19 protein-coding genes are annotated in these 23,763 nt (G+C 38.6%); all 19 read left to right on the top strand.

Features of this window, described 5'->3' with window-relative positions; translation table 11 throughout:
- Positions 1-26 precede the first annotated feature (26 nt).
- The 19 genes from plsX (at position 27) to C1726_RS01185 (ending at position 23,404) form a co-directional block, all read left to right on the top strand.
- A complete protein-coding gene (gene plsX, locus C1726_RS01275) occupies positions 27-1,019 on the top strand; it encodes a phosphate acyltransferase PlsX (RefSeq protein ID WP_102271497.1) in 993 nt (330 codons plus the stop codon).
- A gap of 21 nt (positions 1,020-1,040) precedes the next feature.
- Positions 1,041-1,988, top strand: coding sequence for an ACP S-malonyltransferase (gene fabD, locus C1726_RS01270; protein WP_102271496.1), 948 nt, complete (start codon positions 1,041-1,043; stop codon positions 1,986-1,988).
- The gene (gene fabG, locus C1726_RS01265) at positions 1,985-2,728 is read left to right on the top strand and encodes a 3-oxoacyl-[acyl-carrier-protein] reductase (RefSeq protein ID WP_102271495.1); all 744 of its coding nucleotides are present in this window, start codon (positions 1,985-1,987) and stop codon (positions 2,726-2,728) included. Before fabD ends, fabG begins: the two co-directional genes overlap by 4 nt.
- A gap of 116 nt (positions 2,729-2,844) precedes the next feature.
- Positions 2,845-3,078, top strand: a complete 234-nt coding sequence (locus C1726_RS01260) for an acyl carrier protein (protein ID WP_053475633.1) — start codon at positions 2,845-2,847, stop codon at positions 3,076-3,078.
- Between the two features lie 222 nt (positions 3,079-3,300).
- The gene (gene rnc, locus C1726_RS01255; RefSeq protein ID WP_102271494.1) at positions 3,301-4,041 is read left to right on the top strand and encodes a ribonuclease III; all 741 of its coding nucleotides are present in this window, start codon (positions 3,301-3,303) and stop codon (positions 4,039-4,041) included.
- A gap of 49 nt (positions 4,042-4,090) precedes the next feature.
- Positions 4,091-7,657: a chromosome segregation protein SMC gene (gene smc, locus C1726_RS01250; RefSeq protein WP_102271493.1), complete on the top strand. Its 3,567-nt coding sequence runs from the start codon at positions 4,091-4,093 to the stop codon at positions 7,655-7,657.
- A gap of 14 nt (positions 7,658-7,671) precedes the next feature.
- Complete coding sequence (gene ftsY / locus C1726_RS01245) at positions 7,672-8,658, top strand: signal recognition particle-docking protein FtsY (protein WP_102271492.1); 987 nt, start codon at positions 7,672-7,674, stop codon at positions 8,656-8,658.
- 202 nt (positions 8,659-8,860) lie between these two features.
- The gene (locus C1726_RS01240; protein ID WP_102271491.1) at positions 8,861-11,245 is read left to right on the top strand and encodes a hypothetical protein; all 2,385 of its coding nucleotides are present in this window, start codon (positions 8,861-8,863) and stop codon (positions 11,243-11,245) included.
- The gene (locus C1726_RS01235) at positions 11,242-12,177 is read left to right on the top strand and encodes an ABC transporter ATP-binding protein (protein ID WP_102271490.1); all 936 of its coding nucleotides are present in this window, start codon (positions 11,242-11,244) and stop codon (positions 12,175-12,177) included. Before C1726_RS01240 ends, C1726_RS01235 begins: the two co-directional genes overlap by 4 nt.
- Complete coding sequence (locus C1726_RS01230; protein WP_102271489.1) at positions 12,174-13,019, top strand: ABC transporter permease; 846 nt, start codon at positions 12,174-12,176, stop codon at positions 13,017-13,019. Before C1726_RS01235 ends, C1726_RS01230 begins: the two co-directional genes overlap by 4 nt.
- Positions 13,020-13,024: 5 nt before the next feature.
- Positions 13,025-14,575, top strand: coding sequence for a hypothetical protein (locus C1726_RS01225; protein ID WP_102271488.1), 1,551 nt, complete (start codon positions 13,025-13,027; stop codon positions 14,573-14,575).
- 5 nt (positions 14,576-14,580) lie between these two features.
- Complete coding sequence (locus tag C1726_RS01220; RefSeq protein WP_102271487.1) at positions 14,581-15,585, top strand: AAA family ATPase; 1,005 nt, start codon at positions 14,581-14,583, stop codon at positions 15,583-15,585.
- On the top strand, positions 15,585-16,451 hold the full coding sequence (locus tag C1726_RS01215; protein WP_102271486.1) for a DUF58 domain-containing protein: 867 nt from the start codon (positions 15,585-15,587) through the stop codon (positions 16,449-16,451). Before C1726_RS01220 ends, C1726_RS01215 begins: the two co-directional genes overlap by 1 nt.
- A 9-nt stretch (positions 16,452-16,460) precedes the next feature.
- On the top strand, positions 16,461-18,233 hold the full coding sequence (locus tag C1726_RS01210; RefSeq protein ID WP_102271485.1) for a vWA domain-containing protein: 1,773 nt from the start codon (positions 16,461-16,463) through the stop codon (positions 18,231-18,233).
- Complete coding sequence (locus C1726_RS01205; RefSeq protein ID WP_102271484.1) at positions 18,217-20,997, top strand: VWA domain-containing protein; 2,781 nt, start codon at positions 18,217-18,219, stop codon at positions 20,995-20,997. Before C1726_RS01210 ends, C1726_RS01205 begins: the two co-directional genes overlap by 17 nt.
- An 87-nt stretch (positions 20,998-21,084) precedes the next feature.
- Positions 21,085-21,417: a putative DNA-binding protein gene (locus tag C1726_RS01200; RefSeq protein ID WP_102271483.1), complete on the top strand. Its 333-nt coding sequence runs from the start codon at positions 21,085-21,087 to the stop codon at positions 21,415-21,417.
- 11 nt (positions 21,418-21,428) lie between these two features.
- Complete coding sequence (gene ffh / locus C1726_RS01195) at positions 21,429-22,781, top strand: signal recognition particle protein (protein WP_102271482.1); 1,353 nt, start codon at positions 21,429-21,431, stop codon at positions 22,779-22,781.
- A 108-nt stretch (positions 22,782-22,889) separates the two neighbouring features.
- Complete coding sequence (gene rpsP, locus C1726_RS01190) at positions 22,890-23,162, top strand: 30S ribosomal protein S16 (RefSeq protein ID WP_066289128.1); 273 nt, start codon at positions 22,890-22,892, stop codon at positions 23,160-23,162.
- 11 nt (positions 23,163-23,173) lie between these two features.
- Entirely contained in the window at positions 23,174-23,404 is a 231-nt protein-coding gene (locus tag C1726_RS01185) for a KH domain-containing protein (protein WP_102271481.1), read from the top strand.
- Positions 23,405-23,763 lie beyond the last annotated feature (359 nt).

Below are 23,763 nucleotides of genomic sequence, written 5' to 3'. Positions count from 1 at the left end.
TTAATAACAAAGGAAGTTATAGATATATGAAAATAGCAATTGATGCAATGGGTGGCGATCATGCCCCAAAAGAAATTGTTCTTGGAGCAATGAAAGCGATAAGTGAATATAAAGATATTCACATTACCTTAGTTGGAGACGAAATAAAAATAAAACAATATTTAACGTCCAATGAACGAATTGAAATATTACATACCGATGAAGTCATTTTGCCTACGGACGAGCCTGTTAGAGCTGTTCGGCGAAAGAAGACAGCTTCTATGGTCCTTGCCGCACAGCAGGTAGCAGATGGAAAAGCAGATGCTTGTATATCTGCTGGGAATACAGGAGCTTTAATGGCTGCAGGTCTTTTTGTTGTAGGCCGAATTGAAGGCATTGAACGCCCTGCCTTATCACCAACATTACCAACAATCGGCGGAGAAGGATTCCTGCTTCTTGATGTAGGTGCCAATGTGGATGCAAAACCAGAACATCTGCTGCAATACGCCATTATGGGCTCTATTTACGCTGAAAAGGTACGCGGAATATCTAAACCGAGAATAGGCCTTTTGAACATAGGAACAGAAGAGAAAAAAGGGAATGAACTAGCTAAGAATACCTTTGAACTTCTACAGCAAGCAAATATTCATTTTATTGGCAATGTAGAAGCACGAGATTTACTGGATGGAGTGGCAGATGTTGTAGTGACCGATGGCTTTACTGGCAATATGGTCCTTAAAACGATTGAAGGGACAGCACTTTCTGTTTTTAAAATGATGAAAACTGCACTTACTAGCAGCTTTAAAAGTAAAATGGCTGCAGCTGTTCTGAAACCAGATCTTGCTCAATTAAAATCAAAAATGGATTACTCAGAATATGGCGGTGCTGGATTGTTTGGCTTGAAGGCACCAGTTATTAAAGCGCATGGTTCATCCGATGCGAATGCATTATTTAGTGCCGTCAGACAAACAAGAAACATGGTTGAAAACGCAGTTTCACAAACGATAAAAGAAGCAGTGGAAAAGGAAGCATCAAAATAAACTTGAAAAAGGAGAATTGAAATGGGAAAAATAGCATTTCTATTTCCGGGGCAAGGTTCACAAACAGTAGGAATGGGCAAATCTTTAGCTGAATCGGATGCAACAGTTAAGTCTATATTTGATAAAGCAGATGAGAGACTGAAATTTCCGCTCTCTACCCTTATTTTTGAAGGTCCACAGGAAGAGCTGACGTTAACAACAAATGCACAGCCTGCCCTTTTAACAACTAGTATTGCGATCTTGGAGTATTTTAAACAATTTGGAATTCAACCAGATTTTGTTGCTGGACATAGTCTTGGTGAATATACTGCACTTGTTGCTTCTGGGGCATTTTCCTTTGAGGATGGCGTATACGCTGTACGAAAAAGAGGCGAATTTATGGAAGAAGCTGTCCCGAATGGAGAAGGATCAATGGCGGCAATTTTAGGTCTTGATCGAGATAAACTTGCTGCTGTTACAACAGAAATTACAAATCAGGGACACCCAGTCCAGTTAGCTAATTTAAATTGTCCTGGTCAGATTGTAATCTCTGGTTCCAAAAAAGGGGTTGAGCTTGCGTCAGTAAAAGCAAAGGAAGCAGGTGCCAAGAGGGCAATGCCTTTAGTTGTAAGTGGTCCATTTCATTCTACGCTTATGAAACCTGCTGCAGAAAAATTTAAAGGCATACTCAACGAAATTTCTGTAAATGATGCTGAAGTTCCTGTGATTGCAAACGTTACAGCTATGGAAATGTCTTCATCAGATGAAATTAAGAGCCGATTAATTGAACAATTATATTACCCTGTTTTATGGGAGGATTCTATTCAAAAAATGATTTCTTTAGGTGTAGATACATTTATCGAAATCGGACCAGGCAAAGTTCTTTCTGGTTTAGTAAAGAAAATTGATAAAACGGTACGAATTCATGCTGTTTCAGACAAAGATACTTGTCTTGAAGTTATTGAGTCTCTAAAGGAGGAAAGTCAATGAAGCTAGAGGGAAAAGCTGCTCTTGTAACAGGTGCTTCTCGCGGTATTGGAAGAGAGATTGCATTAGGTCTTGCTAAGCAAGGTGCAGACGTTGTGGTTAATTATTCAGGGAGCGAAGAGAGAGCAAATCAAGTAGTTGCTGAGATTAAGGAACTTGGAAGAAATGCTGTCGCAATTCAATGTGATGTTTCAAATAGCGAGTCTGTTGCCCATATGGTGAAAGAAACGATTGACATCTTTGGAAAGCTTGATATTCTCGTAAACAATGCTGGAATTACAAAAGACAACCTTCTTATGAGAATGAAAGAGGAAGAATGGGATGATGTAATTAATATCAATCTTAAAGGGGTCTTCCTTTGTACAAAGGCAGTTACAAGACAAATGATGAAACAGCGCAGCGGACGAATTATTAATATTTCGTCTATTGTAGGTGTGAGCGGAAACCCAGGACAAGCTAACTATGTTGCAGCTAAATCTGGCGTTATCGGTCTTACGAAGTCAACGGCAAAGGAGCTTTCATCACGCGGAATCACTGTTAATGCGATTGCACCTGGATTTATTACGACTGATATGACGGACAAGCTAACTGAAGACGTAAAGGATCAAATGTTAAAACAAATTCCTTTAGCGCGTTTCGGTGAGCCTTCAGATATTGCGAATGTTGCTGTGTTTTTAGCATCTGAGGACAGCCGATATATGACAGGACAAACTCTTCATGTAGATGGCGGAATGGTGATGTAAGTGCTGCACATCTGATGATATGCAAGGTGTTAAACATTTGCTTAATAAAATTGATTATGGAGCATTTATTATTTGTGAAAAATACTCTATAATGTCTTGAGGGGAGGTGAATAAGTATGGCAGATGTATTAGAACGCGTAACGAAGATTATCGTAGACCGTCTTGGTGTTGAAGAATCAGAGGTTAAGCTTGAGGCTTCATTTAAAGATGATCTTGGCGCTGATTCCCTTGATGTAGTAGAATTAGTAATGGAATTAGAAGATGAGTTTGATATGGAAATCTCTGATGATGACGCTGAAAAGATTGCAACAGTTGGTGATGCTGTTAACTACATACAAGCGAAACAATAATCTAAGGGATACGATTAAACTTTTCAGTGAGGGTACAAATTACCCTCACTGCACTAAAAATTCGTATTTCCTGTCCATTATTACCTGGGTTATATTTTTAGGTAATTGTGGACAGTAAATACGGTATTCTTAAAGCTCCGTTCGTAAAACGGGGCTTTATTCTGTGAAAACGGGAATAGCTATTGATAGATGACAATTTTATAACTAACAAGGGTGAACAATATGCACAATAATGGGAAAGACAAAGAAAAACGTATGATTCGTTCAATTGATAAGCAATTTAAAGAATTTCAGAATAAGCTGGGAATTCAGTTTCAAAACGAAAAACTGCTAAAGCAAGCATTCACCCATTCATCGTATGTAAATGAACATCGACGTAAACCGCATGAAGATAATGAAAGACTAGAATTTTTAGGAGATGCGGTTCTTGAATTAACTGTCTCTCATTTTCTATTTCTTAAATATCCGATGATGAGTGAAGGAGAATTAACGAAATTAAGGGCTGCCGTCGTATGTGAGCCTTCATTAGTGGCATTTGCACATGATCTGTCATTTGGGAAATTGATTCTTTTAGGAAAAGGTGAAGAGATGACTGGGGGGAGGGAAAGACCTGCCCTGCTTGCAGATGTATTTGAAGCATTTATTGGTGCTCTATATTTAGATCAAGGGCTGCAAACTGTCATTCGTTTTCTGGAGAAGATTGTTTTTCCGAAAATCGACTCGGGCGCATTTGCGCATGTAATGGATTTTAAGAGTCAGCTTCAAGAGCTCATTCAACGGGATGGAGCTGGTTTAATTGAATATAAAATATTACAAGAAAAAGGACCTGCACATAATCGGGAATTTGTTTCGAGAGTATCAATGAACGGCAAAGAATTAGGGATCGGAACAGGACGGTCGAAGAAAGAAGCAGAGCAGCATGCTGCCCAGATGGCACTTGAGGTGTTAAAAAGTCACACGTAAAGACAAAAGAACTAGGGAAGCAATGCCCTGGGGTGAGGGGGAGCAGCAATTGTTTTTAAAACGGTTAGATGTTGTTGGATTTAAATCGTTTGCTGAAAGAATCATGGTTGATTTTGTTCCTGGGGTCACAGCGGTAGTTGGACCTAATGGCAGCGGGAAGAGCAATATTACCGATGCAATCCGCTGGGTGCTGGGGGAACAATCAGCAAAATCATTACGCGGCGCAAAAATGGAAGATATAATTTTTTCTGGGAGCGATTCCCGAAAAGCATTAAACTTTGCAGAGGTTACGCTCACTTTAGATAACGAGGATCAGCGTTTACCGATTGATTATAATGAAGTGAGTGTGACAAGAAGGGTATATCGCTCTGGTGAAAGTGAATTTTTAATAAATAAGCAGTCATGCCGGTTAAAAGATATTATTGATTTATTTATGGACTCAGGTTTAGGAAGAGAAGCTTTTTCCATCATTAGTCAGGGAAGAGTGGAAGAAATTCTGAACAGTAAGGCTGAAGAACGCAGAACCATTTTTGAAGAGGCTGCTGGAGTTCTTAAATATAAGACGAGAAAGAAAAAAGCAGAGGGAAAGCTTTCTGAAACGCAAGAAAATTTAAACCGTGTGAATGACATAGTATATGAATTAGAAACTCAAGTAGAACCATTAAAAATCCAGGCATCCATTGCGAAGGATTATTTAGAGCATAAGGATGAACTTGAGAAAATTGAAGTGGCACTAACTGTTTTCGAAATCGAGGATTTACATTCGAAATGGGAGAAACTTTCACAGGAATTAGAATTTCATAAGCAAAATGAGATAAAGCATTCAGCAGCACTTCATAGTAAAGAAGCAAAAATTGAGGAATTAAGAGATCATGCACAAGCGATTGATGAATCAATTAATGATTTGCAGAATGTCCTGCTCCATGCGAGTGAAGAGCTTGAAAAGCTTGAAGGTAGAAAAGAAGTTTTAAAAGAGCGAAAGAAAAATGCTTCTCAGAATAAAGAACAGCTTCATAGAAGTTTAGAAGAGTTAACAGAAAAAGATTTGGAATTGACAAGAGAAAAAGAAAAACAATCACAACTATTAATAGAAATTGAACAAGCAGCTAATGTACTGCAAAAGGATTTAAAGAAAAAACAAGAACAGCTTAAGCTATTTAGCGAGAATACAGAGGAAAAGATTGAAACACTTAAAAGTGACTACATTGAAGTTCTAAGTAAACAAGCGGCAGCTAAAAATGAACTGCAAAACATTGAACAGCAGGAGAGCCAACTGGGCTATCGAACTTCTAGGCTTGAAAAAGACAATGAAGGGTTTATCCAAACGCGCAAAACAATTATTGAAAAGAAAGAAACCGTTCAATCTCTCCTTCAAAGCGTTCAAAATGAGTTGGACGAGCAGGTAAAGAAATTTAGAGATGAGCAAAGAAGACTGGAAACAGCAAAAAATAATTACCAAAAACAAGAAACAACACTTTATCAAGCTTATCAATATTTGCAGAAGGCAAAATCCAGACAAGAAATGCTTACGGAAATGGAAGATGACTATTCAGGCTTCTTTCAAGGTGTAAAAGAGGTTTTGAAGGCACGAGGAAATAAGCTAAACGGGATAGAGGGTGCTGTTGCTGAATTAATTCAAGTGCCTAAGGATTATGAGATAGCCATTGAAACAGCCTTAGGCGGAGCAACGCAGCACATCGTTGTTGAATCTGAAAAGGACGGCAGGGATGCAATCCAATACTTGAAGAAAAATTCTTATGGCAGAGCAACCTTCCTTCCTCTTAATGTTATTAAAGGAAAATTCATAAATTCTGGTCAGCTTCAGTCTATTCAGCATCATCCTTCATTCGTTGGTGTTGCTGCAAAATTAATTGAAGCGGATGAAAAGTACAAAGAAACAATTAATAATTTGCTTGGGAATGTAGTAATTACAAAAGATTTACAAGGTGCAAATGAATTGGCTAAGATTCTGCAGTATCGGGTCCGTCTCGTTACTCTTGATGGAGATGTAGTTAATCCTGGCGGTTCAATGACTGGGGGCGCACTAAAGCAAAAAACCTCCTCCCTTTTAAGCAGAAAAAGTGAGCTTGAGGAATTAAAGACAAGAATTAATGACATGGAAACGAAAACACTTAGCATGGAAGCGCAAGTGAAAATGCTAAAGTCAGATATTCAAAAGCTTGAAGAAAGTCTTGAAATGCATAGAAAAGCTGGGGAAGACCTTCGGCTGAAGGAGCAAGCTGTAAAGGGTGATCTGCGGGAAGTAGAATTTGAAGAAAAAAGCTTAAATGAAAGATTATCTCTATATGATCTTGATAAGGCACAGTTTTCAGAAGACGAGGCAAGATTGATAACGCGAAAGTCGGAGTTAAATTCAGTGCTGTCGGAAATAGAAAATCAGATTCAATCCTATGACATAGAAATTAATAGGCTAACTGATCAGAAAAACCTGCAGCAAACCTCAAAGGAAACACTTCATTCTGAGATCAATGAATTAAAAGTAAAATTTGCTTCAAAAAATGAGCAGCTGAACCATGTGAAGGATAGGTTTGATTCACTTTCTTCAGAATTGTCTACAAACAAAGAGAAGCTTCAGATGATAAAAGAGGATTTAGAATTACTATCTTCAGAAATGACAAACAGCTTCTCGGGTGAACAGCAGCTTGAAGATGCAGCCCAAAGAAAGCTTCAGGATAAAACTGAAACAATTGCATTAATCTCATCAAGAAGAGAAGAACGTTTAAAGCTGCAATCAGCACTTGAGGATTTAGAGCTTGAAACAAAAGAACTGAAGAGACAGCATAAAGGAATGACTGAGGCATTAAAGGATGAAGAGGTAAAGCTGAACAGACTTGATGTTGAATTGGAAAATAGATTAAACCATTTGCGCGAAGAATATTTATTATCTTTCGATGCTGCAAAGGAAGAATATCCATTGACGATTTCAGCAGAAGAAGCAAGGAAAAAAGTAAAGCTGATTAAATTGGCAATTGAAGAGCTTGGTACTGTGAATCTCGGTGCAATTGAAGAGTATGACCGTGTGTCTGAACGATATGAATTTCTTCTTGAACAGAAAAATGATCTTCAGGAAGCAAAAGATACACTATTCCAAGTAATTGATGAAATGGATACAGAAATGAAAAAACGTTTTCAAGAAACTTTTGAGGGAATACGCGATCATTTTGAATCCGTTTTCCGCTCATTATTTGGCGGAGGACGAGCAGATCTTAAATTAACAAATCCTGAAGATTTATTAAATACGGGTGTAGAGATAGTCGCACAGCCACCCGGAAAAAAACTGCAAAACCTCGGACTTTTATCGGGTGGGGAACGAGCATTAACTGCTATTGCCCTTTTATTCTCCATTTTGAAGGTCCGTCCTGTCCCATTCTGTATATTAGATGAGGTGGAAGCAGCTCTTGATGAAGCGAATGTATCCCGTTTTAGCCAATATTTAAAAAGATTCAGCACGGAAACACAGTTTATTGTCATTACCCATCGGAAAGGAACGATGGAAGAGGCGGATGTATTATATGGAGTCACGATGCAGGAATCAGGTGTTTCTAAATTAGTATCCGTTCGTTTGGAAGAAACGAAGGAATTAGTTACCCAATAAAAGGAAGTGAAAACATGAGTTTTTTTAAAAAGTTAAAGGAAAAAATTACGAAGCAAACAGATAGTGTAACAGAAAAGTTTAAAGATGGGTTAGCAAAAACTCGAGATAACTTTTCCGGAAAAGTGAATGACCTTGTTGCTAGATATCGAAAGGTAGATGAAGATTTCTTTGAAGAGCTTGAAGAAATTTTGATCCAAGCTGATGTCGGCTTCGATACAGTTATGGAGCTTGTTGAAGAATTAAAAATGGAAGTAAAGCGCAAAAATATTCAAGATCCGCAAGAGGTTCAAAGTGTAATATCAGAAAAGCTTGTTGAAATATACGAAGCAGGCGGAGATGGTTCTGCTGAATTAAACATGCAAGACGACTCCTTAACTGTTATTCTATTTGTTGGTGTGAATGGTGTAGGAAAAACAACAACAATCGGAAAACTAGCACATAAATTCAAAAATGAAGGAAAAAAGGTTTTGCTGGCTGCTGGTGATACCTTCCGTGCCGGTGCGATTGAACAGCTAGAGGTATGGGGAGAAAGAGTAGGTGTAGAGGTCATTAAACAAGGTGCTGGCTCTGATCCTGCAGCTGTTATGTTTGATGCTGTACAAGCAGCTAAATCCCGTAAAGCCGATATCCTTATTTGTGATACAGCTGGAAGACTGCAAAACAAAGTAAATCTGATGAAAGAACTTGAAAAAGTAAAGCGCGTGATTGAACGAGAAATTCCAGGAGCGCCGCATGAAGTATTATTGGTTCTTGATGCAACAACAGGTCAAAATGCAATGATCCAAGCTAAAACATTTAAGGAAGCAACTGATGTGAGCGGAATTGTATTAACGAAGCTAGATGGAACAGCAAAGGGAGGAATTGTTCTTGCAATAAGAAATGAGCTGAACATTCCAGTGAAATTTGTTGGTCTTGGTGAAAAAATGGATGATCTTCAAGAGTTTAATGCAGAACAGTATGTATATGGTTTGTTTGCAGACTTAGTTGAAGAGGAAGCATAAAAAATAATATTTGAATGTATGTAAAGCATCTGGAGAAAGTGGTCCAGATGCTTTTTTTATTATTATGTAGGGGTATTCTGAAAATTTTCGTCTATTATATGGATCCAATTAGCGGAGAACGGTAAAAAGGATGAAAAGCGAGAACTTTTCTCTATTTTTATCGTCAATTAAATATGGAATTTTATTACTGGAGGAGATTTTGATGCATAGAAGCCGAAAAGTTGCCATTATGTTACTAATCAGTATTTTCTTGTCTTTTAATTTATTTGACCAAACAGCCAAGGCTGAGGATTCTCAAATGAAAGTAACGATTGATGAAGGCTTAAATGGGAAAGTGAAAATTGGGAAGGGTTTCCCGCTTTTGATAAGTGTAGAAAATTCAGGAGAAGCATTTAGTGGAGACTTAATCATCCAGTTTAATCCTTCATGGAATATGGGAGGATCTATTGCGTTACATGTTGATATTTCAAAGAATAGTACAAAGACATATCAAATTTCTTTACCGGGATTAACTGATGATCAGCCTTCAAACTATCAAAATCAATCAACTGTTCACCTATTTAAAGGGGATTGGCGGAAAGGGGAAAATATCAAATTTAAAGGGGACAATCGACTAAAGCCAAAATTTATTGATCCGAGTGAGACAGTTATTGGTGTACTGAGTGAAAACTATGATCGTTTGAAGGAGTTAAGAATCCTTCCCTCAACACAAGCTGAAATGATTCAGCTAAAAAAGGAAGAATTGCCTGAGCAAGGTTTAGGATTAGAGCTGATTGATTATTTGGTCATTGATGAGTATGCAATTTCCCAATTGGAACAATCACAGCAGGAAGCAATAAAAGAATGGGTTGAATCAGGCGGAATTCTAATTGCTGGCGGAGCGCCGAATGGTCTCCAATCATATGGGCAGTTATATTCGCTTCTTCCGATGGAAATGGACAAAGAATTAATTGTTCCATCTAATGATATATTTGGTTCAAAAGATGATAAGAAGTCTTTTGAAAGCTTGACCACTTTTACCGGTGCAATAGCGGATGGGGCAGAGGTTCTTCAAAAAAGCGGAGGTGTCCCAGTAACTGTAAAGAAACCATATGGGAATGGGGTCATTTTACAAACCGGTTTTTCTTTGGGGGATGAACCGCTTTCTTCATGGAAAGGCTATGCCGCGTGGTTTGATAGATATCTTCATAATGGTTATAAAGTGAATGCAGCACCTTCAAATTATGGACCGAATATATATGATTCCTTGTATTGGGAGTTCGCGGAGACGAACGAATATTTTAATGCAAATAAATTCTCTATTGGTCAGTTAATCGGATTACTAGTTGGCTATATTGTAATTATTGTACCCGTTCTTTATTTTATATTACGGAAGATAGACAAAAGGGAACATTCTTGGTGGATCATTCCATCTCTCGCCTTTGTTATGGCTGCGATTGTATTTGGTTTGGGGGCAAAAGATCGAATAGCCAGGCCGCAGCTGAATCAAATGGGTGTTTACAAGGTATCTGATCATCAATTAACAGGGCTGCAGGCATCGAGTTTACTCTCTAACAAAAGCGGCGAATACACTTTATCGATCCCAATTGGAGAATTTAATGCTATTTCTAGTTCAAACAATACTTCAAATTATGATCCGCTCAGCGGTGCCATACATGTAAATGAACGAAAAACAACCGATATTGTATTTTCGGATGTTGGCTATTGGTCTTCGAAAACAATCTACGGAAATGCACGTAAAAAAATGGAGGGCGGTTTCCATGCAGATATTACCGTACAGAACAAACGCCTCACCGGTACAATCGAGAATACCTTCGACTACGACTTTGATGAAATATTTATATGGTCAGGTTCGGAAAAAATTAAGCTTGGTGCCATTCGGAAAGGTGAAACAATCAAGGTAGATAAAGAGGTAAAACAATCCTTGTTAACAAAACCATACGTGTCCGGTCATGGGAATATGCATCCTAATCAAAATCCTGACCTAAATAAAATGAAGAAAGATAGATTAACTTATGTTGCATCTTCATTTTTATTAAATGAGCGTGGGTCAGAAAATAATCCTGTTGTTGCCGGCTTTACGAATGATGCAATTATCAATGTAAAAATGAAAGGGAAAAAAACTAAAACGGACAATATCAATCTTATTATGGATTCATTTCGTCCTAAGAATGAGTTTGCCGGTTCGTTTACTCTGAAAAATGAAATGCTAAGTACTAAATTCAATGTGATTACTGGACAAATATTTGATATGGGTCCAAATGGTTCAGGCAGAGAGATAGGGATTGAAGATGGAGAATATGAATATATGATCCAGCTACCTCAGCAGTTAGTAAATAAACCGATCAAAGTAGAAGAACTAGCTTTTAAGTTTAATAATCAATTCATCAAATATTCGCTGCTGAACAACGTAACCGGAGAGTGGCTGCCCATTGATCAAACAAATCTAAAGCTAAATCAAGGGAAGGAAGTAGGGCAATATCTTTCAGAAGAAGGACAAATCATTCTAAAGCTGGTAAAAAACTCAAATGGTGAACCATATGTTCAATTGCCAGCGATTACTATAAAAGGGGAAGTGTCACAGTGATTGAAATTATTGACCTGACAAAAAGATACGGAAATTTTACTGCACTGGATTCTCTTCATTTACAAATAGAGAAAGGAACTGTTTTTGGCTTTGTCGGGCAAAACGGTGCTGGTAAATCAACAACGTTTTCAATATTAGCCACACTGCTTGCACCGACATCAGGAACTGCTTTTATTAATGGGTACAATATTTTAAACGAACCGAAAATGGTTAGAAGGCAGCTTGGTTATATGCCTGACTTCTTTGGCGTATACGATCAGCTGAAGGCGAATGAATATTTACATTTTTATGGAGCGAGCTATGGAATACCTTTCTCTGAGAGACAAAACCTAATACCGCAGTTATTAGATCTTGTAAATTTAACCCATAAACAAGATTCCTATGTTGATTTACTCTCAAGAGGTATGAAGCAGCGCCTTTGCTTAGCAAGAAGTTTAATTCATGACCCAGAAGTGTTAATTCTTGATGAGCCTGCCTCAGGGCTTGACCCGCGTGCACGTGTTGAAATGCGGGAAATATTAAAAGAGTTAAAACATATGGGTAAAACGATTCTCATTTCCTCGCATATTTTGCCTGAGCTTGCAGAAATGTGTGATTGCTTAGGCATTATTGATCAGGGAAGGCTTGTTGCAGAAGGATCAGTTTCAGATATTCAAGATAAACTGAAAGGTGAAAGGGTAATTATTGTAAAAATAATAGGGGAAATAGAGAAGGCGGCTCAATTTTTTGAAGATGATCCGAATGTTTCCAAATTAAGCATCGGAGAAGCAGAAAACACAATGCAATTTACTTATAAAGGTACTGATTATGAGCAAACTGAATTGCTTAAGAGAGCGATCAATCATAAAATTGCGATTTCAAGCTTTTCAGAAGTTGAAACAGATCTTGAGGATGTCTTTATGGAAATTACAAGGGGGGTTGAACTTTCATGAAAAACTTCGTAATAAACCCGGTGCTAAATAAAGAATTCAAGCTGCGGTTTCGATCGTTTAAAAGTTTTTTAGGGATTCTCTTTTATTTGCTCACACTCGGCATTATTATTGTCGGTTTTGTATTTATTGAATCCTTGTCAAATACTCAAGGTTTTTTTAAGCCAGACCAGAGCCGAATGATGTTTATGATGTTATCATTTCTGCAGCTCGCTCTAATCCTTTTTATAACCCCAGGGCTGACAGCTGGGGTAATCAGCAGTGAGAGGGAGAGACAAACATTAAATATAATGCTGACTACAACACAAAGTTCTGCAAGTATTGTTCTTAGCAAGCTTCTCTCTTCCGTTTCTTATTTGCTGCTATTAATTGTTGCCAGCTTGCCTTTATATAGTTTTGTATTTTTATTCGGCGGGATTTCTCCAGGGCAAGTATTGACGACGTTGGGCTTTTATATTTTTACAATGATTGCTTATGGAAGCCTGGGTGTTCTTTTTTCTACGCTCATTAGAAAAACAATTGTTTCGATGGTAACAACCTATGGAGTGACATTATTTTTAGTAGGCGGAACTGCTTTTCTGATGATTATTTTCATGCAGTTTTCACAAGGATATGGAATGTCAGGAACACCTTCACCAAATCCACTCGCTTATTTTGCTGCCATGATAAATCCAGTCATAATCCTTTTAGGCACTTTTGAACCAGAATTAATTAGAGAAATATCGAATAATTCGGGTATAGAGTTTCCGCTTTGGATAGCTTACGTAATATCTTATTCGGTGATCTTTATAGGGGCGATCCTGCTTAGTATTAAAAAACTTCGTCCAAATATGAAAAAGGGTTGAAATAAATGGACAATCGTACGCAGTATGAAAAGCTGATAAAGCCTGTTCAAAGACAGCTATTTTTGCAGATGGTTTTAAAGGAGGCACAGCTCTTGTTACTTCTGGCAGGAGCTGGGACATTTCTGCTTTTATTCATTGCTCGTTTAATAGTATTGCCGTTTTTCTATTTCTATTGGCTTGCCTTAGTTTTAATAACAGTAATCTTATTTATTTTCCGGAGCTGGAGAAACCGCCCGAGTCTTTATGATTCGGCTTTTATCTATAATCAATTTGTACCAGATGACCGTGTGCTTTCAGCTTATCACTTTATGAAAGATGAGCGCATTATTGCTGCCCTTTTAGTTGGCGATGCGATCCAATATATGAAAAATGTCCAGGAAGCCGTCCTAAAAAGGAAGAAGCAGTATTTTCTGCCGAAATGGCTGCTTCTTTTTCTAGTATTCACTTGCGGATCAGTCCTGCTTTTCCTGACACCTAATAACAAAATGGAAATGGCAAAGCAGTATGAAAAAGAAATAAAACTTGTCGAAATTGCTGAGAAACAGCTAGATGAACAAATAAAAAATGAAAAAGAACCTGCAGTAAAAAAGACATTGGAGGAAATGAAGGATAAGCTGGCAGACAAGAAAACAGCTGAAGAGGCCTTGAAAGAACTTGCAAAACAAACAAAGAACATTGAGCTGAAGGCAATAAAGGAAAAGGAAGAACAAAAAGCTTTTGAAAACTGGAAAACTGAATTAAAAAATAACGGGTTAACAAACCTTGAAAGGCTGATTAATCAAAAAAATTTAGCTTCAATTGAAAAAGAGCTTGCGAAATTAAATGAAAAGTGGAATGAACTTTCTAAGGAACAGAAAAAGACATTGTCTCAACTCTCACAAAACGAGGACCAGCTGACGGAAGAGCAGCTATTACGGCTTATGGAACAAATTGATCGTGCACTTGAATCGGAGGAATTACTTAAAGCGCTATCTGCAGCTGGAGAAGCCTTAAAAAATACAGGAATGGCACTGCAAAACCAAATGAAGGCAAATGGCAAGCCGCCTAGTCAGCTTGCATTTGCTCCTCCAGGGCAAACGGCTGCCCAGGGAACAAATCCGGCTGGGCAGTCTGGCGCTAGCAGCGGAACTGCACAGAATCCTGGTCAGGGTAAACAAGGCTCATCTGGAGGGAATGGTGCAGAAGGAAATGGCAACGGATCAGGAAATGGCTCAGGGAACGGTTCGGGATCAAGTTCTGGTGGATCAGGCTCAGGGACCGGATTAGGTTCAGGTGCAGGTACTGGTCAAGGCTCAAGAGAAATGCTTACCATTCCAGATCAATTGGCAGGCATGGAAAATGTGGAAATCGATCATGGAACCATGGGAGAAGGTCAGTCTGGACAGCAATCAGATGGAACAGGTCCCATTTTGAAAGGAACCATAAGGCCTTATAGCGAGGTATATGGAGAATATGAAAAAGCATCCAGACAAAGTACAGATCGCTATAAGCTGCCAGCTGATTTAGAGGAAATCGTCAAAAATTACTTTACGAATATCGATCCAAACAAGGAGTGACGTGAATGTCAGCGACAACGGAAAAGGAACTGCAATTTACGAATGCAGCTGAAATGATAACGAAGGTAAAGGAAGAAATCCAATTATTTATTGTTGGACAGGATGAAGTGATAGATCAAGTTTTATGGAGCATTATAGCTGGTGGGCATGTGCTCCTGGAAGGCTTGCCGGGTCTTGGAAAAACAATGCTCATTAAAACAATCGCTGAATGCTTGGATTTAGGATTTTCAAGAATTCAATTTACACCTGATATTATGCCTTCTGATATTACAGGGACGATGCTCCTGCAGCCAGATGAGTCAGGAAAACAAAACTTTGTTTTTCATGAAGGTCCATTATTTTCCAATATCATTCTAGCAGATGAAATTAATCGTGCCACCCCGAAAACTCAAAGCGCACTGCTTGAAGCAATGGGTGAAAAAACAGTGACCATTATGGGTGAAACGAAACAAATGGAAAAGCCGTTTTTTGTTCTTGCCACCCAAAACCCAATTGATATGGAAGGGACCTACCCGCTGCCAGAAGCCCAAACAGATCGCTTTATTTGCAAGGTTCATGTGCAATATCCTTCGAAGGAAGAATTACGGGAAATTGTACGGAGGACAACAGGCATAGAGACACACAATTTAAATAATATCGCGTCGCTTGAAGAGGTAATAACCTTGCAAATGCTTGCAAAGGAAATTTTAGTTTCTGATGAGATCATCGATTATGCAATAAATATTATTTCGTCTACACATCCACATTCAGAGGAGGCAGATGAAGTGGTAAAGCAATATATACAATATGGAAGCGGCCCTAGGGGACTGCAAAGCTTAATCAGCATGGCAAAAGCAAGAGCACTCTGTTTTGGAAGATATCATGTATCGATAGGAGATATTAAACAAGTGGCAAAACCTGTTTTAAGACATCGTATGATCTTGAATTTTGAAGGGGAGGCAAATGGTGTTCAAGCAGACAACATTATTGATCATCTTATAAATAATCTTGTCCAAGGAGCAAGGAGTTAATGGATAAGCTGCAAGCATTGATTAGCAAATTGCAAAAAAAGCGCTTAAAAGTGAAAACAAGAAAAAGAGGCATGCATAAAGGCTCAAGACAATCACATAAATTCGGTTCCTCTATGGAATTCTCTGACTTTCGGATGTATCAGCCTGGAGATGATGTAAGGCAAATTGACTGGAATGTCTATGGACGTACAGGGAAACATTATATAAAGAGATTTTTGGATGAGCAGGAGCTTTCGATTGCTATTTATCTTGATCAGTCTTCATCAATGAGAAAAATAGATGAAAAGTGGGAGCTAGCCAAACAAGTAGCTGCTGCACTTAGCTATATTGTTTTGAATAATGAAGATCGCCTGTTTTTTTCTCCTGTCTCTTCAGCAGTCGTTGAGCCAGTCAGAAGAAAAGGATCAGTCTATGCCAAAAAGACTTTTTTAGAAATTATGCAGCTTGAAGAAGCCAGAATGACTGGAGATTTTTTTAAGAATTTAGCGATGACCATTTCTAAAAAGCAACAGCTTTCAATCATCATAACAGATGGGCTTGAGCCATTGGAGGGAATAGAAGACTTACTGAAAAAAATGGCCTCATTCAAACAGGAGATTTGGTTTATTCAAGTGTTGAGTATGGAAGAATATACACCTCCATATGAGGGGGATATGAGATTAATAGATAGCGAGACAGAATCTGCAGTAAATGTAAGCATGAATAAAGCAATTGTAGCATCATATATAAAACGATTGAAGGAGCATAATCAGCAGCTTGAAACAATGACTACTAAATATGGCGGTCAATACGTGCTAGTGACTGATCAATCTGATGCGCAATCTGTCTTATTTCGTGATTTTTCTGGGAATGGCTTAATCATTTGAGGTGAAGTGATGCAATTTTTAAATCCCATATATTTCACATTGAGTATTTTTATAGCGGCAGTTATTTTGTTTTACTTTTTCCGAAAGCAATATGTTGAAAAACCGATATCGTCAAATTTTTTATGGAAACAAGTATTAAATGAATGGCAGGCATCTCCATGGTTAAAAAAGCTTCAGCAAAATCTTTTATTCTGGCTGCAGTTACTTGCCTTGCTGTTTCTCCTATTTTCCCTTGTTAGACCATTTTGGCTTGAGGAAGCTGAGCTGGGGGAGCATTTGATATTAATTGCTGATCCTTCAGCATCGATGTCTGCAAAATATAAGGGGAACACACGTTTTGAAGAGGGGAAAAAAGAGATGCTCGATCTCGTTGACAGTCTTGGGGGACAGGAAGTGACATTAATAAAAGCTGGTGAAAAGCCAGAAATCCTTTTAAGTCAAGAAACGGATCATGCTGTTATTCGACAACAGGTAAGTAGCCTAGAAATGTCCTATGATCATGAACAAATAGAAAAAGCGATACATTTGGCAGCCTCTCTCTCTTCTGGGAAGGATACATCTGTTCATATTTTTTCAGATGAAGTGACAGAAAAACAAGTTGAACATATTTTGGAGGATCAATATGTAGAAGTACATAATGTTGGTGATCACATTGAAAACCTTTCTCTTGCATCATTTGGGGTATCACCTGTTAATGATCAAGCAACAGGCATAGCTGTGATTGAAAATCAATCAGATAAGGAAAAAGACGTTCATTTTATCGTGAAGAGTGAAGAAGACGTTCTCTTTAAGCAGAATATCTCTATTCAGGGCAATGCTCAATCTGTGGTTCAGATCCCAAAATTAAAGGAGAAGCCCTATTATGAAGGAGTGATCACGAACGAAGATGGCTATACATTAGATAATATTTCTGCTTCTATTCAAACAGAGATGAACCCAAAGGTATATACGGTTGGCAATGTAAATTCGTTTGCAATTAAAGGATTTCAAACAATAGGGGCAGATTTGCTGCAAACAAATGCAGAAATCATGAATGATCTTGCTGTGAGCGGAATTTTTGTATCGGAAGGAAGCCGATTGTTAGAGCTGCCAAAACAGCCGGTCCTGTTTTTTAATAAACAGGGGGAAAAAGTGAAACTGACGAAAGAGATAACGACAGAAGAAGATTCTTTGCTGCAGTATGTGGATTTCGAAAAAGTGTATATCGAGTCTGCCATGACAGCACCAGAGGGCGACTGGTCAACGATTGTTAGCAGTGGAGATGTTCCATTAATTCAAAAAGGGAAAGTAAATGGACAGCCAATCGTTATTATAAATTTTTCATTGGCTGATTCAGACTGGCCTCTCCAGCCTGGATTTCCTATATTTTTATATAATACTTTTCAATGGCTTTCACAGCAAACAACTTTTTTGGGCTATTTTGGACCAGGGGAAGAAAAGTGGCTTAATACAAGTGAAGATGGTCAGAGCTGGGAAATCTTCAATGATGAAGACGAAAATTTGTATTCCCTCAATCTTAAAAAAGAAAGCTTTCGAGCACCTATTTATCCAGGTACGTATCAAGCTGTATCTGGGGAATATGTATACTACTTTTCTGTTCTTCTTGATGATAGAGAAAAGCATGCAAACACAGAGCCTTCTTTCGTAATAAATGAAAATAAGCTCCAAGCAGACGGGCAGCACGAAAGAGCAAATGATCAGCTATGGTTTTGGCTAGCTCTCATTGCTTTTGTTTTAATTGTTTTAGAATGGGAGGTATATCGCCGTGGGTATAGAGTTTAAATTTCCTATTCTATTTATATTTCTATTTCCAGTTGTTTATATTCTTTTTCTCTATTTAAAAAACGAAAGAAAAGAGAGAAAAATGGAAGCGAGATGGATTGCAGGTATTCGATTGATAGTGTTTACAATGCTTATTCTCGCCTTGACTGTTCCCCAAGTCGTAATGCCTATAAATGGGGAGACTGTTATTTTTCTGATTGACCGTTCTGCAAGTGTGAAAACGACCGAAAATGAAGCGATAGAATGGATAGAAAACAGCGTGAACATAAAACAGAAAAAAGATGCCTTCGGGGTTGCGGTATTCGGAGAAAATGTCTCATTAGAGCAACAAGTGCGTAATCAAAAGACCGCTATTAATGAAATTAACAGTAAGATAATGGAAACGGAGACAAATTTAGAAGCCGGAATCCAATTTGCCGCATCTTTAATTCCAAGAGATACAAGCGGAAGAATAGTCCTTCTTACAGATGGAAATGAAACAACAGGTGACAGCAGTGAAGCTGCGAAACTATTAAAAAATAGAAAAATCGAGCTTGATTACGTACTTTTAAAAAATCAGGTAAATGAAGATATATCGTTGACTGAACTGAATGTTCCTCCTTCACTATATAAAGGGGAGAAAGCACCTGTTTCATTTACGATCAACAGCAATGCGAATAAGAAGGCAATCATTCGGCTTTCGGCCAATAATCATGAAATTCTAAAGGAAACGGTTGATGTGAAAGAAGGAAAAAATGTTTATACCTTTTCACATCATGCAGATACATCAGGCTTGTCCGTTTATAAAGGTGAGGTTTCTGCGGAAAATGATAGCTTTATTGAAAATAACATTCTTCATGCTATCACAAATGTAAAAGGAACTCCGAAAGTCCTTATCGTTCAAGGGATGAATGGGGGGAACCTTGAATCAATCCTTAGTGGTTCTGGGGTTGAAACGGAAACCATTCCTCCTGAAAAGCTACCAACTGAACTGTCTAGTTTTATCCAATATCAATCGATTGTGTTTAATAATATTCCAGCTACTTTAATCTCTGAGAAGCAAATGAATCTTATTGAAAAAGCAGTAAAGGAATTTGGAACAGGATTTGTCATGGCTGGCGGAGAAGAGAGCTTTGGACTTGGAGGATATTTTAAGACACCGATTGAAAAGCTTCTGCCCGTTGATATGGATATTAAAGGGAAAAAAGAGATGCCTTCTCTTGGATTAGTCATTGTGATGGACCGATCTGGAAGTATGTCCGGAAATAAGCTTGCGCTTGCAAAAGAAGCAGCAGCAAGGTCTGTTGAATTGCTGCGAGAGGAAGATACGCTAGGATTTATCGCTTTTGATGACCGGCCATGGGTAATTGTTGAAACTAATGCTTTGAAAGATAAAAAGAAAGCCGCGGATAAAATTCGCTCTGTAACACCTGGGGGAGGGACAGAAATTTATTCCTCACTTGAAATGGCCTATGAAGAGTTGGAGGAACGAAGCCTGCAGCGAAAGCATATTATCTTATTGACTGATGGTCAATCATCGTCAGGCGGGGATTATGAATCACTGATTGAAGAAGGAAAAGAAAAAAATATTACCTTATCGACGGTAGCCCTTGGGCAGGATGCGGATAGAGGTCTGCTGGAAGACTTGGCGTCCATGGGTACAGGTCGTTTTTATGATGTCACAGATTCATCGGTTATCCCAAGTATTCTTTCACGCGAAACAGTAATGGCAACAAGGACGTATATAGAAGATCATCCATTCTTCCCAAAGATCCAAGGCAATCCCGATTTGTCCCCTTTATTCAAGCAAGGGGTTCCAAAGATGAATGCGTATATTGCAACAACACCCAAGTCACGAGCACAAGTTCCAATTAGCAGTGAAAAAGATGATCCAGTGCTTGCTGAATGGCAGTATGGGATGGGACATACAATTGCTTTTACTTCTGACTTTTCTGGAAAATGGTCTGGGGATTGGGCTCATTGGGAAAACTGGGCATCATTTATTAATCAAATGGTAACGAAAACTTTGCCCCAATATGAAAGTGAACCATATCGAATTTCTATTGATAAGAAAAATGGAAATCCGATAATAGACCTGGAATCAGTAAATAACCAAACACTCCCAATTGAAGCTGCGATTGTTTCGGAAGATGGAGAAGAAATAGATTCAAATACAAAGCTAGTCGCACCAGGTAAATATGAGTTAGCTATACCAAACCGCACTGGAATGTTTTTTCTTAGTGTGAAGCAAACCGATCAAAACGGGGCTGTTCATACGTATCAAACTGGCTTTACACTTCCATATTCAGATGAATATTTATTAAATGGACCTAATGAAAAGCTGCTCAAAGAATTATCGAACCTCACTGGTGGAAAAGAGCTAATTTCTGAAAAGGATACATTCAGGCCGCTTAATCAGCAAAGTCATCAAAAACAGCCCATTAGCCAATGGCTCATTTTAACTGCATTTCTGCTATTTTTTATCGAAATAGCCGTCCGTCGTTTTGGGTTAGTTCGTATTATCAGCCACTCTGTAAATAATAAAATACCAAAATTAAAAGAAAAGGAAGGCAGTGTTCAATTAAAAAGTAAATCGCATAATAGAAAGCAAATTACAGCGAACAGAGCTGAGGACAACCAGGAAAAACAGGATAGGCAATCCGAGGAGAAGCAGTTAGCTGCAAGCAAAAGAAAAAAACGGAAAAAGCCAGAGGAGATTGTTACACCTGAAGAACGTGCAGAACGAATGAATAGACTGCTGGAAGCGAAAAAGCGGAAGAACTAGTCGCCTCCGCTTTTCTATTGACATGTAATGTTCTTCTAGGTAAACTAACTATTGTAAAGGCTTTTCACTTAACAAGGGGGAGTAGGGATGTTAGAAAAGACAACGAGAATGAATTATCTTTACGATTTTTATCAATCGTTGTTGACTCCTAAGCAGCGAAGCTATATGTCCCTTTATTACCTGGATGATTTTTCACTTGGAGAGATTGCAGAGGAATACGATGTTAGTAGACAAGCGGTTTACGACAATATTAAACGAACTGAAGCAATGCTTGAAGAGTATGAAGAGAAGCTGTTATTATTTCAGAAATTTCAAGAGCGAAGTAAGCTGCTTGTCAAAATAAAGGAAATGATCGAGAAAGACAATCCTGAAAACAAAGCAATAATCAATGCAGTAGCTGAGCTTGAGAAATTAGATTAGGAGGCGGCAAGATGGCATTTGAAGGATTAGCCGACCGACTGCAGAATACAATCCAGAAGATCCGCGGCAAAGGGAAGATTAATGAAGCGGATGTAAAAGACATGATGCGTGAAGTTCGTCTTGCCCTATTAGAGGCGGATGTTAACTTTAAGGTCGTCAAAGAGTTTGTTAAAAAGGTAAGTGAACGAGCTGTTGGTCAGGAAGTTCTAAAGAGCTTAACGCCTGGACAGCAGGTTATTAAGGTTGTTAAGGAAGAGCTTACTGAGTTAATGGGTGGAGAACAAAGCAAAATTGCCGTCTCTAACCGACCGCCAACCGTGATTATGATGGTTGGTTTACAAGGTGCAGGTAAAACAACAACAACTGGTAAGCTAGCTAATTTACTCCGCAAGAAATACAACCGTAATCCTATGCTTGTTGCAGCAGATATTTATCGTCCAGCTGCGATTAAACAGCTTGAAACACTTGGGAAGCAATTAAATATGCCTGTATTTTCACTCGGTGACCAAGTAAGTCCAGTTGAAATAGCAAAGCAGGCAATTGCAAACGCGAAAGAAGATCATAATGATTATGTTCTTATCGACACAGCTGGCCGTTTGCATGTGGATGAAGCTTTAATGGATGAGCTTAAAGAAATTAAAGAGCTCTCTAAACCGGATGAGATCTTCCTAGTCGTTGATGCGATGACTGGACAAGATGCTGTTAATGTGGCCAAAAGCTTCAATGAACAGCTGGGACTAACAGGTGTTGTGCTGACAAAGCTAGATGGAGATACTCGCGGAGGAGCAGCTTTATCAATCCGTGCAGTTACTGAAACACCAATTAAATTTGTTGGTCTAGGAGAAAAATTAGACGCTCTCGAGCCTTTTCATCCGGAACGTATGGCTTCACGGATACTAGGAATGGGTGATGTTCTTACCCTTATTGAGAAAGCCCAGGCAAATGTAGATGAAGAAAAAGCCAAGGAAATGCAGCAAAAATTTCGAAATGCATCATTTACATTCGATGATTTCCTGGAACAATTAGGTCAGGTTCGCAGTATGGGACCGCTGGACGAACTTCTGAAAATGATGCCAGGCGCTAACAAAATAAAAGGCTTAAATAATCTTCAAGTGGATGAAAAACAGATCAACCATGTAGAAGCAATCATTCAATCGATGACAAAGGATGAAAAGATTCATCCTGAAACGATTAATGCAAGCCGTCGCAAACGAATAGCTAAGGGAAGCGGTACAACCGTACCTGAAGTGAATCGTTTGCTTAAGCAGTTTGAAGATATGAAAAAGATGATGAAACAAATGACAGGCGGCTCACCAAAAGGAAAGAAAAAAGGTGGATTTAAGCTGCCATTCAATCCTTTTTAGGTGAAAGATGAAAAAAATTTTAACTGTAAAGAAAAAAACCTTTACAAACTATTTAGGAATCTGATAATATACTATCTTGTGTGAAACTATTCGGAGGTGCTTATTAAAATGGCAGTAAAAATTCGTTTAAAACGTATGGGAGCAAAAAAATCTCCTTTTTATCGTATCGTAGTAGCTGATTCTCGTTCACCACGTGATGGACGTTTCATTGAAACAGTAGGAACTTACAATCCAGTTGCAGAGCCTGCAATCGTTGATATTAATGAAGAGTTAGCTCTTAAATGGCTTCAAACTGGTGCGAAGCCATCAGATACAGTTCGAAACCTTTTCTCTAAACAAGGCATTATGGAAAAATTCCATAACGCAAAAAACGGTAAGTAATTCATAAACAAATGAAAGAACTTATCGAAACGATTGTGAAGCCCCTTGTTGATTTTCCGGAAGATGTTCAAGTAAATGTTCTTGAAGAAGAAAATCGCGTGACCTATCAGCTTTCTGTCAACAAGACTGACATGGGGAAAGTAATTGGGAAGCAGGGGCGCGTTGCGAAAGCAATACGAACTGTTGTTTATGCAGCAGGATCATCACAACAGAAGAAAATCTTCTTAGAGATTAGTGAATAAGAAAAGCGAAAGCGGCTTGGTCAGCCCCGACAAGCATAGGACGAGCTGGCGAGAAGGTTGTACTTTAACCTTCTTGGCAGATTGGCTTATGACCTCGAGGGGCTAGGCGCTGCAGCTGGACAATAAGAAAAGCGAAAGCGGCTTGGTCAGCCCCGACAAGCATAAGACGAGCTGGTGAGAAGGTTGTACTTTAACCTTCTTGGCAGATTGGCTTATGACCTCGAGGGGCTAGGCGCTGCAGCTGGACAATAAGAAAAGTGGAAAAAGGAGGGTTTCTAACCCTCCTTTTTTTCAAATTATGAATTAAAGCTATTATGTAGAACAAATGTAAGCTAGACACGATTACAGCCCTTAGGAGG

It is taken from the genome of Cytobacillus massiliigabonensis (assembly GCF_900199725.1).
GTDB lineage: Bacteria > Bacillota > Bacilli > Bacillales > Cytobacillaceae > Cytobacillus > Cytobacillus massiliigabonensis.
The sequence above is the reverse complement of the archived record's forward strand: the minus strand, read 5'-3'. Positions and strand labels throughout refer to the sequence as shown.

What these genes read in the sequence shown, in the direction of transcription:
- plsX (WP_102271497.1), top strand. Translation starts at nt 27, where the DNA reads ATGAAAATAGCAATTGATGCAATGGGTGGCGATCATGCCCCAAAAGAA.
- fabD (WP_102271496.1), top strand. Translation starts at nt 1,041, where the DNA reads ATGGGAAAAATAGCATTTCTATTTCCGGGGCAAGGTTCACAAACAGTA.
- fabG (WP_102271495.1), top strand. Translation starts at nt 1,985, where the DNA reads ATGAAGCTAGAGGGAAAAGCTGCTCTTGTAACAGGTGCTTCTCGCGGT.
- C1726_RS01260 (WP_053475633.1), top strand. Translation starts at nt 2,845, where the DNA reads ATGGCAGATGTATTAGAACGCGTAACGAAGATTATCGTAGACCGTCTT.
- rnc (WP_102271494.1), top strand. Translation starts at nt 3,301, where the DNA reads ATGCACAATAATGGGAAAGACAAAGAAAAACGTATGATTCGTTCAATT.
- ftsY (WP_102271492.1), top strand. Translation starts at nt 7,672, where the DNA reads ATGAGTTTTTTTAAAAAGTTAAAGGAAAAAATTACGAAGCAAACAGAT.
- C1726_RS01240 (WP_102271491.1), top strand. Translation starts at nt 8,861, where the DNA reads ATGCATAGAAGCCGAAAAGTTGCCATTATGTTACTAATCAGTATTTTC.
- C1726_RS01230 (WP_102271489.1), top strand. Translation starts at nt 12,174, where the DNA reads ATGAAAAACTTCGTAATAAACCCGGTGCTAAATAAAGAATTCAAGCTG.
- C1726_RS01225 (WP_102271488.1), top strand. Translation starts at nt 13,025, where the DNA reads ATGGACAATCGTACGCAGTATGAAAAGCTGATAAAGCCTGTTCAAAGA.
- C1726_RS01220 (WP_102271487.1), top strand. Translation starts at nt 14,581, where the DNA reads ATGTCAGCGACAACGGAAAAGGAACTGCAATTTACGAATGCAGCTGAA.
- C1726_RS01215 (WP_102271486.1), top strand. Translation starts at nt 15,585, where the DNA reads ATGGATAAGCTGCAAGCATTGATTAGCAAATTGCAAAAAAAGCGCTTA.
- C1726_RS01210 (WP_102271485.1), top strand. Translation starts at nt 16,461, where the DNA reads ATGCAATTTTTAAATCCCATATATTTCACATTGAGTATTTTTATAGCG.
- C1726_RS01200 (WP_102271483.1), top strand. Translation starts at nt 21,085, where the DNA reads ATGTTAGAAAAGACAACGAGAATGAATTATCTTTACGATTTTTATCAA.
- ffh (WP_102271482.1), top strand. Translation starts at nt 21,429, where the DNA reads ATGGCATTTGAAGGATTAGCCGACCGACTGCAGAATACAATCCAGAAG.
- rpsP (WP_066289128.1), top strand. Translation starts at nt 22,890, where the DNA reads ATGGCAGTAAAAATTCGTTTAAAACGTATGGGAGCAAAAAAATCTCCT.
- C1726_RS01185 (WP_102271481.1), top strand. Translation starts at nt 23,174, where the DNA reads ATGAAAGAACTTATCGAAACGATTGTGAAGCCCCTTGTTGATTTTCCG.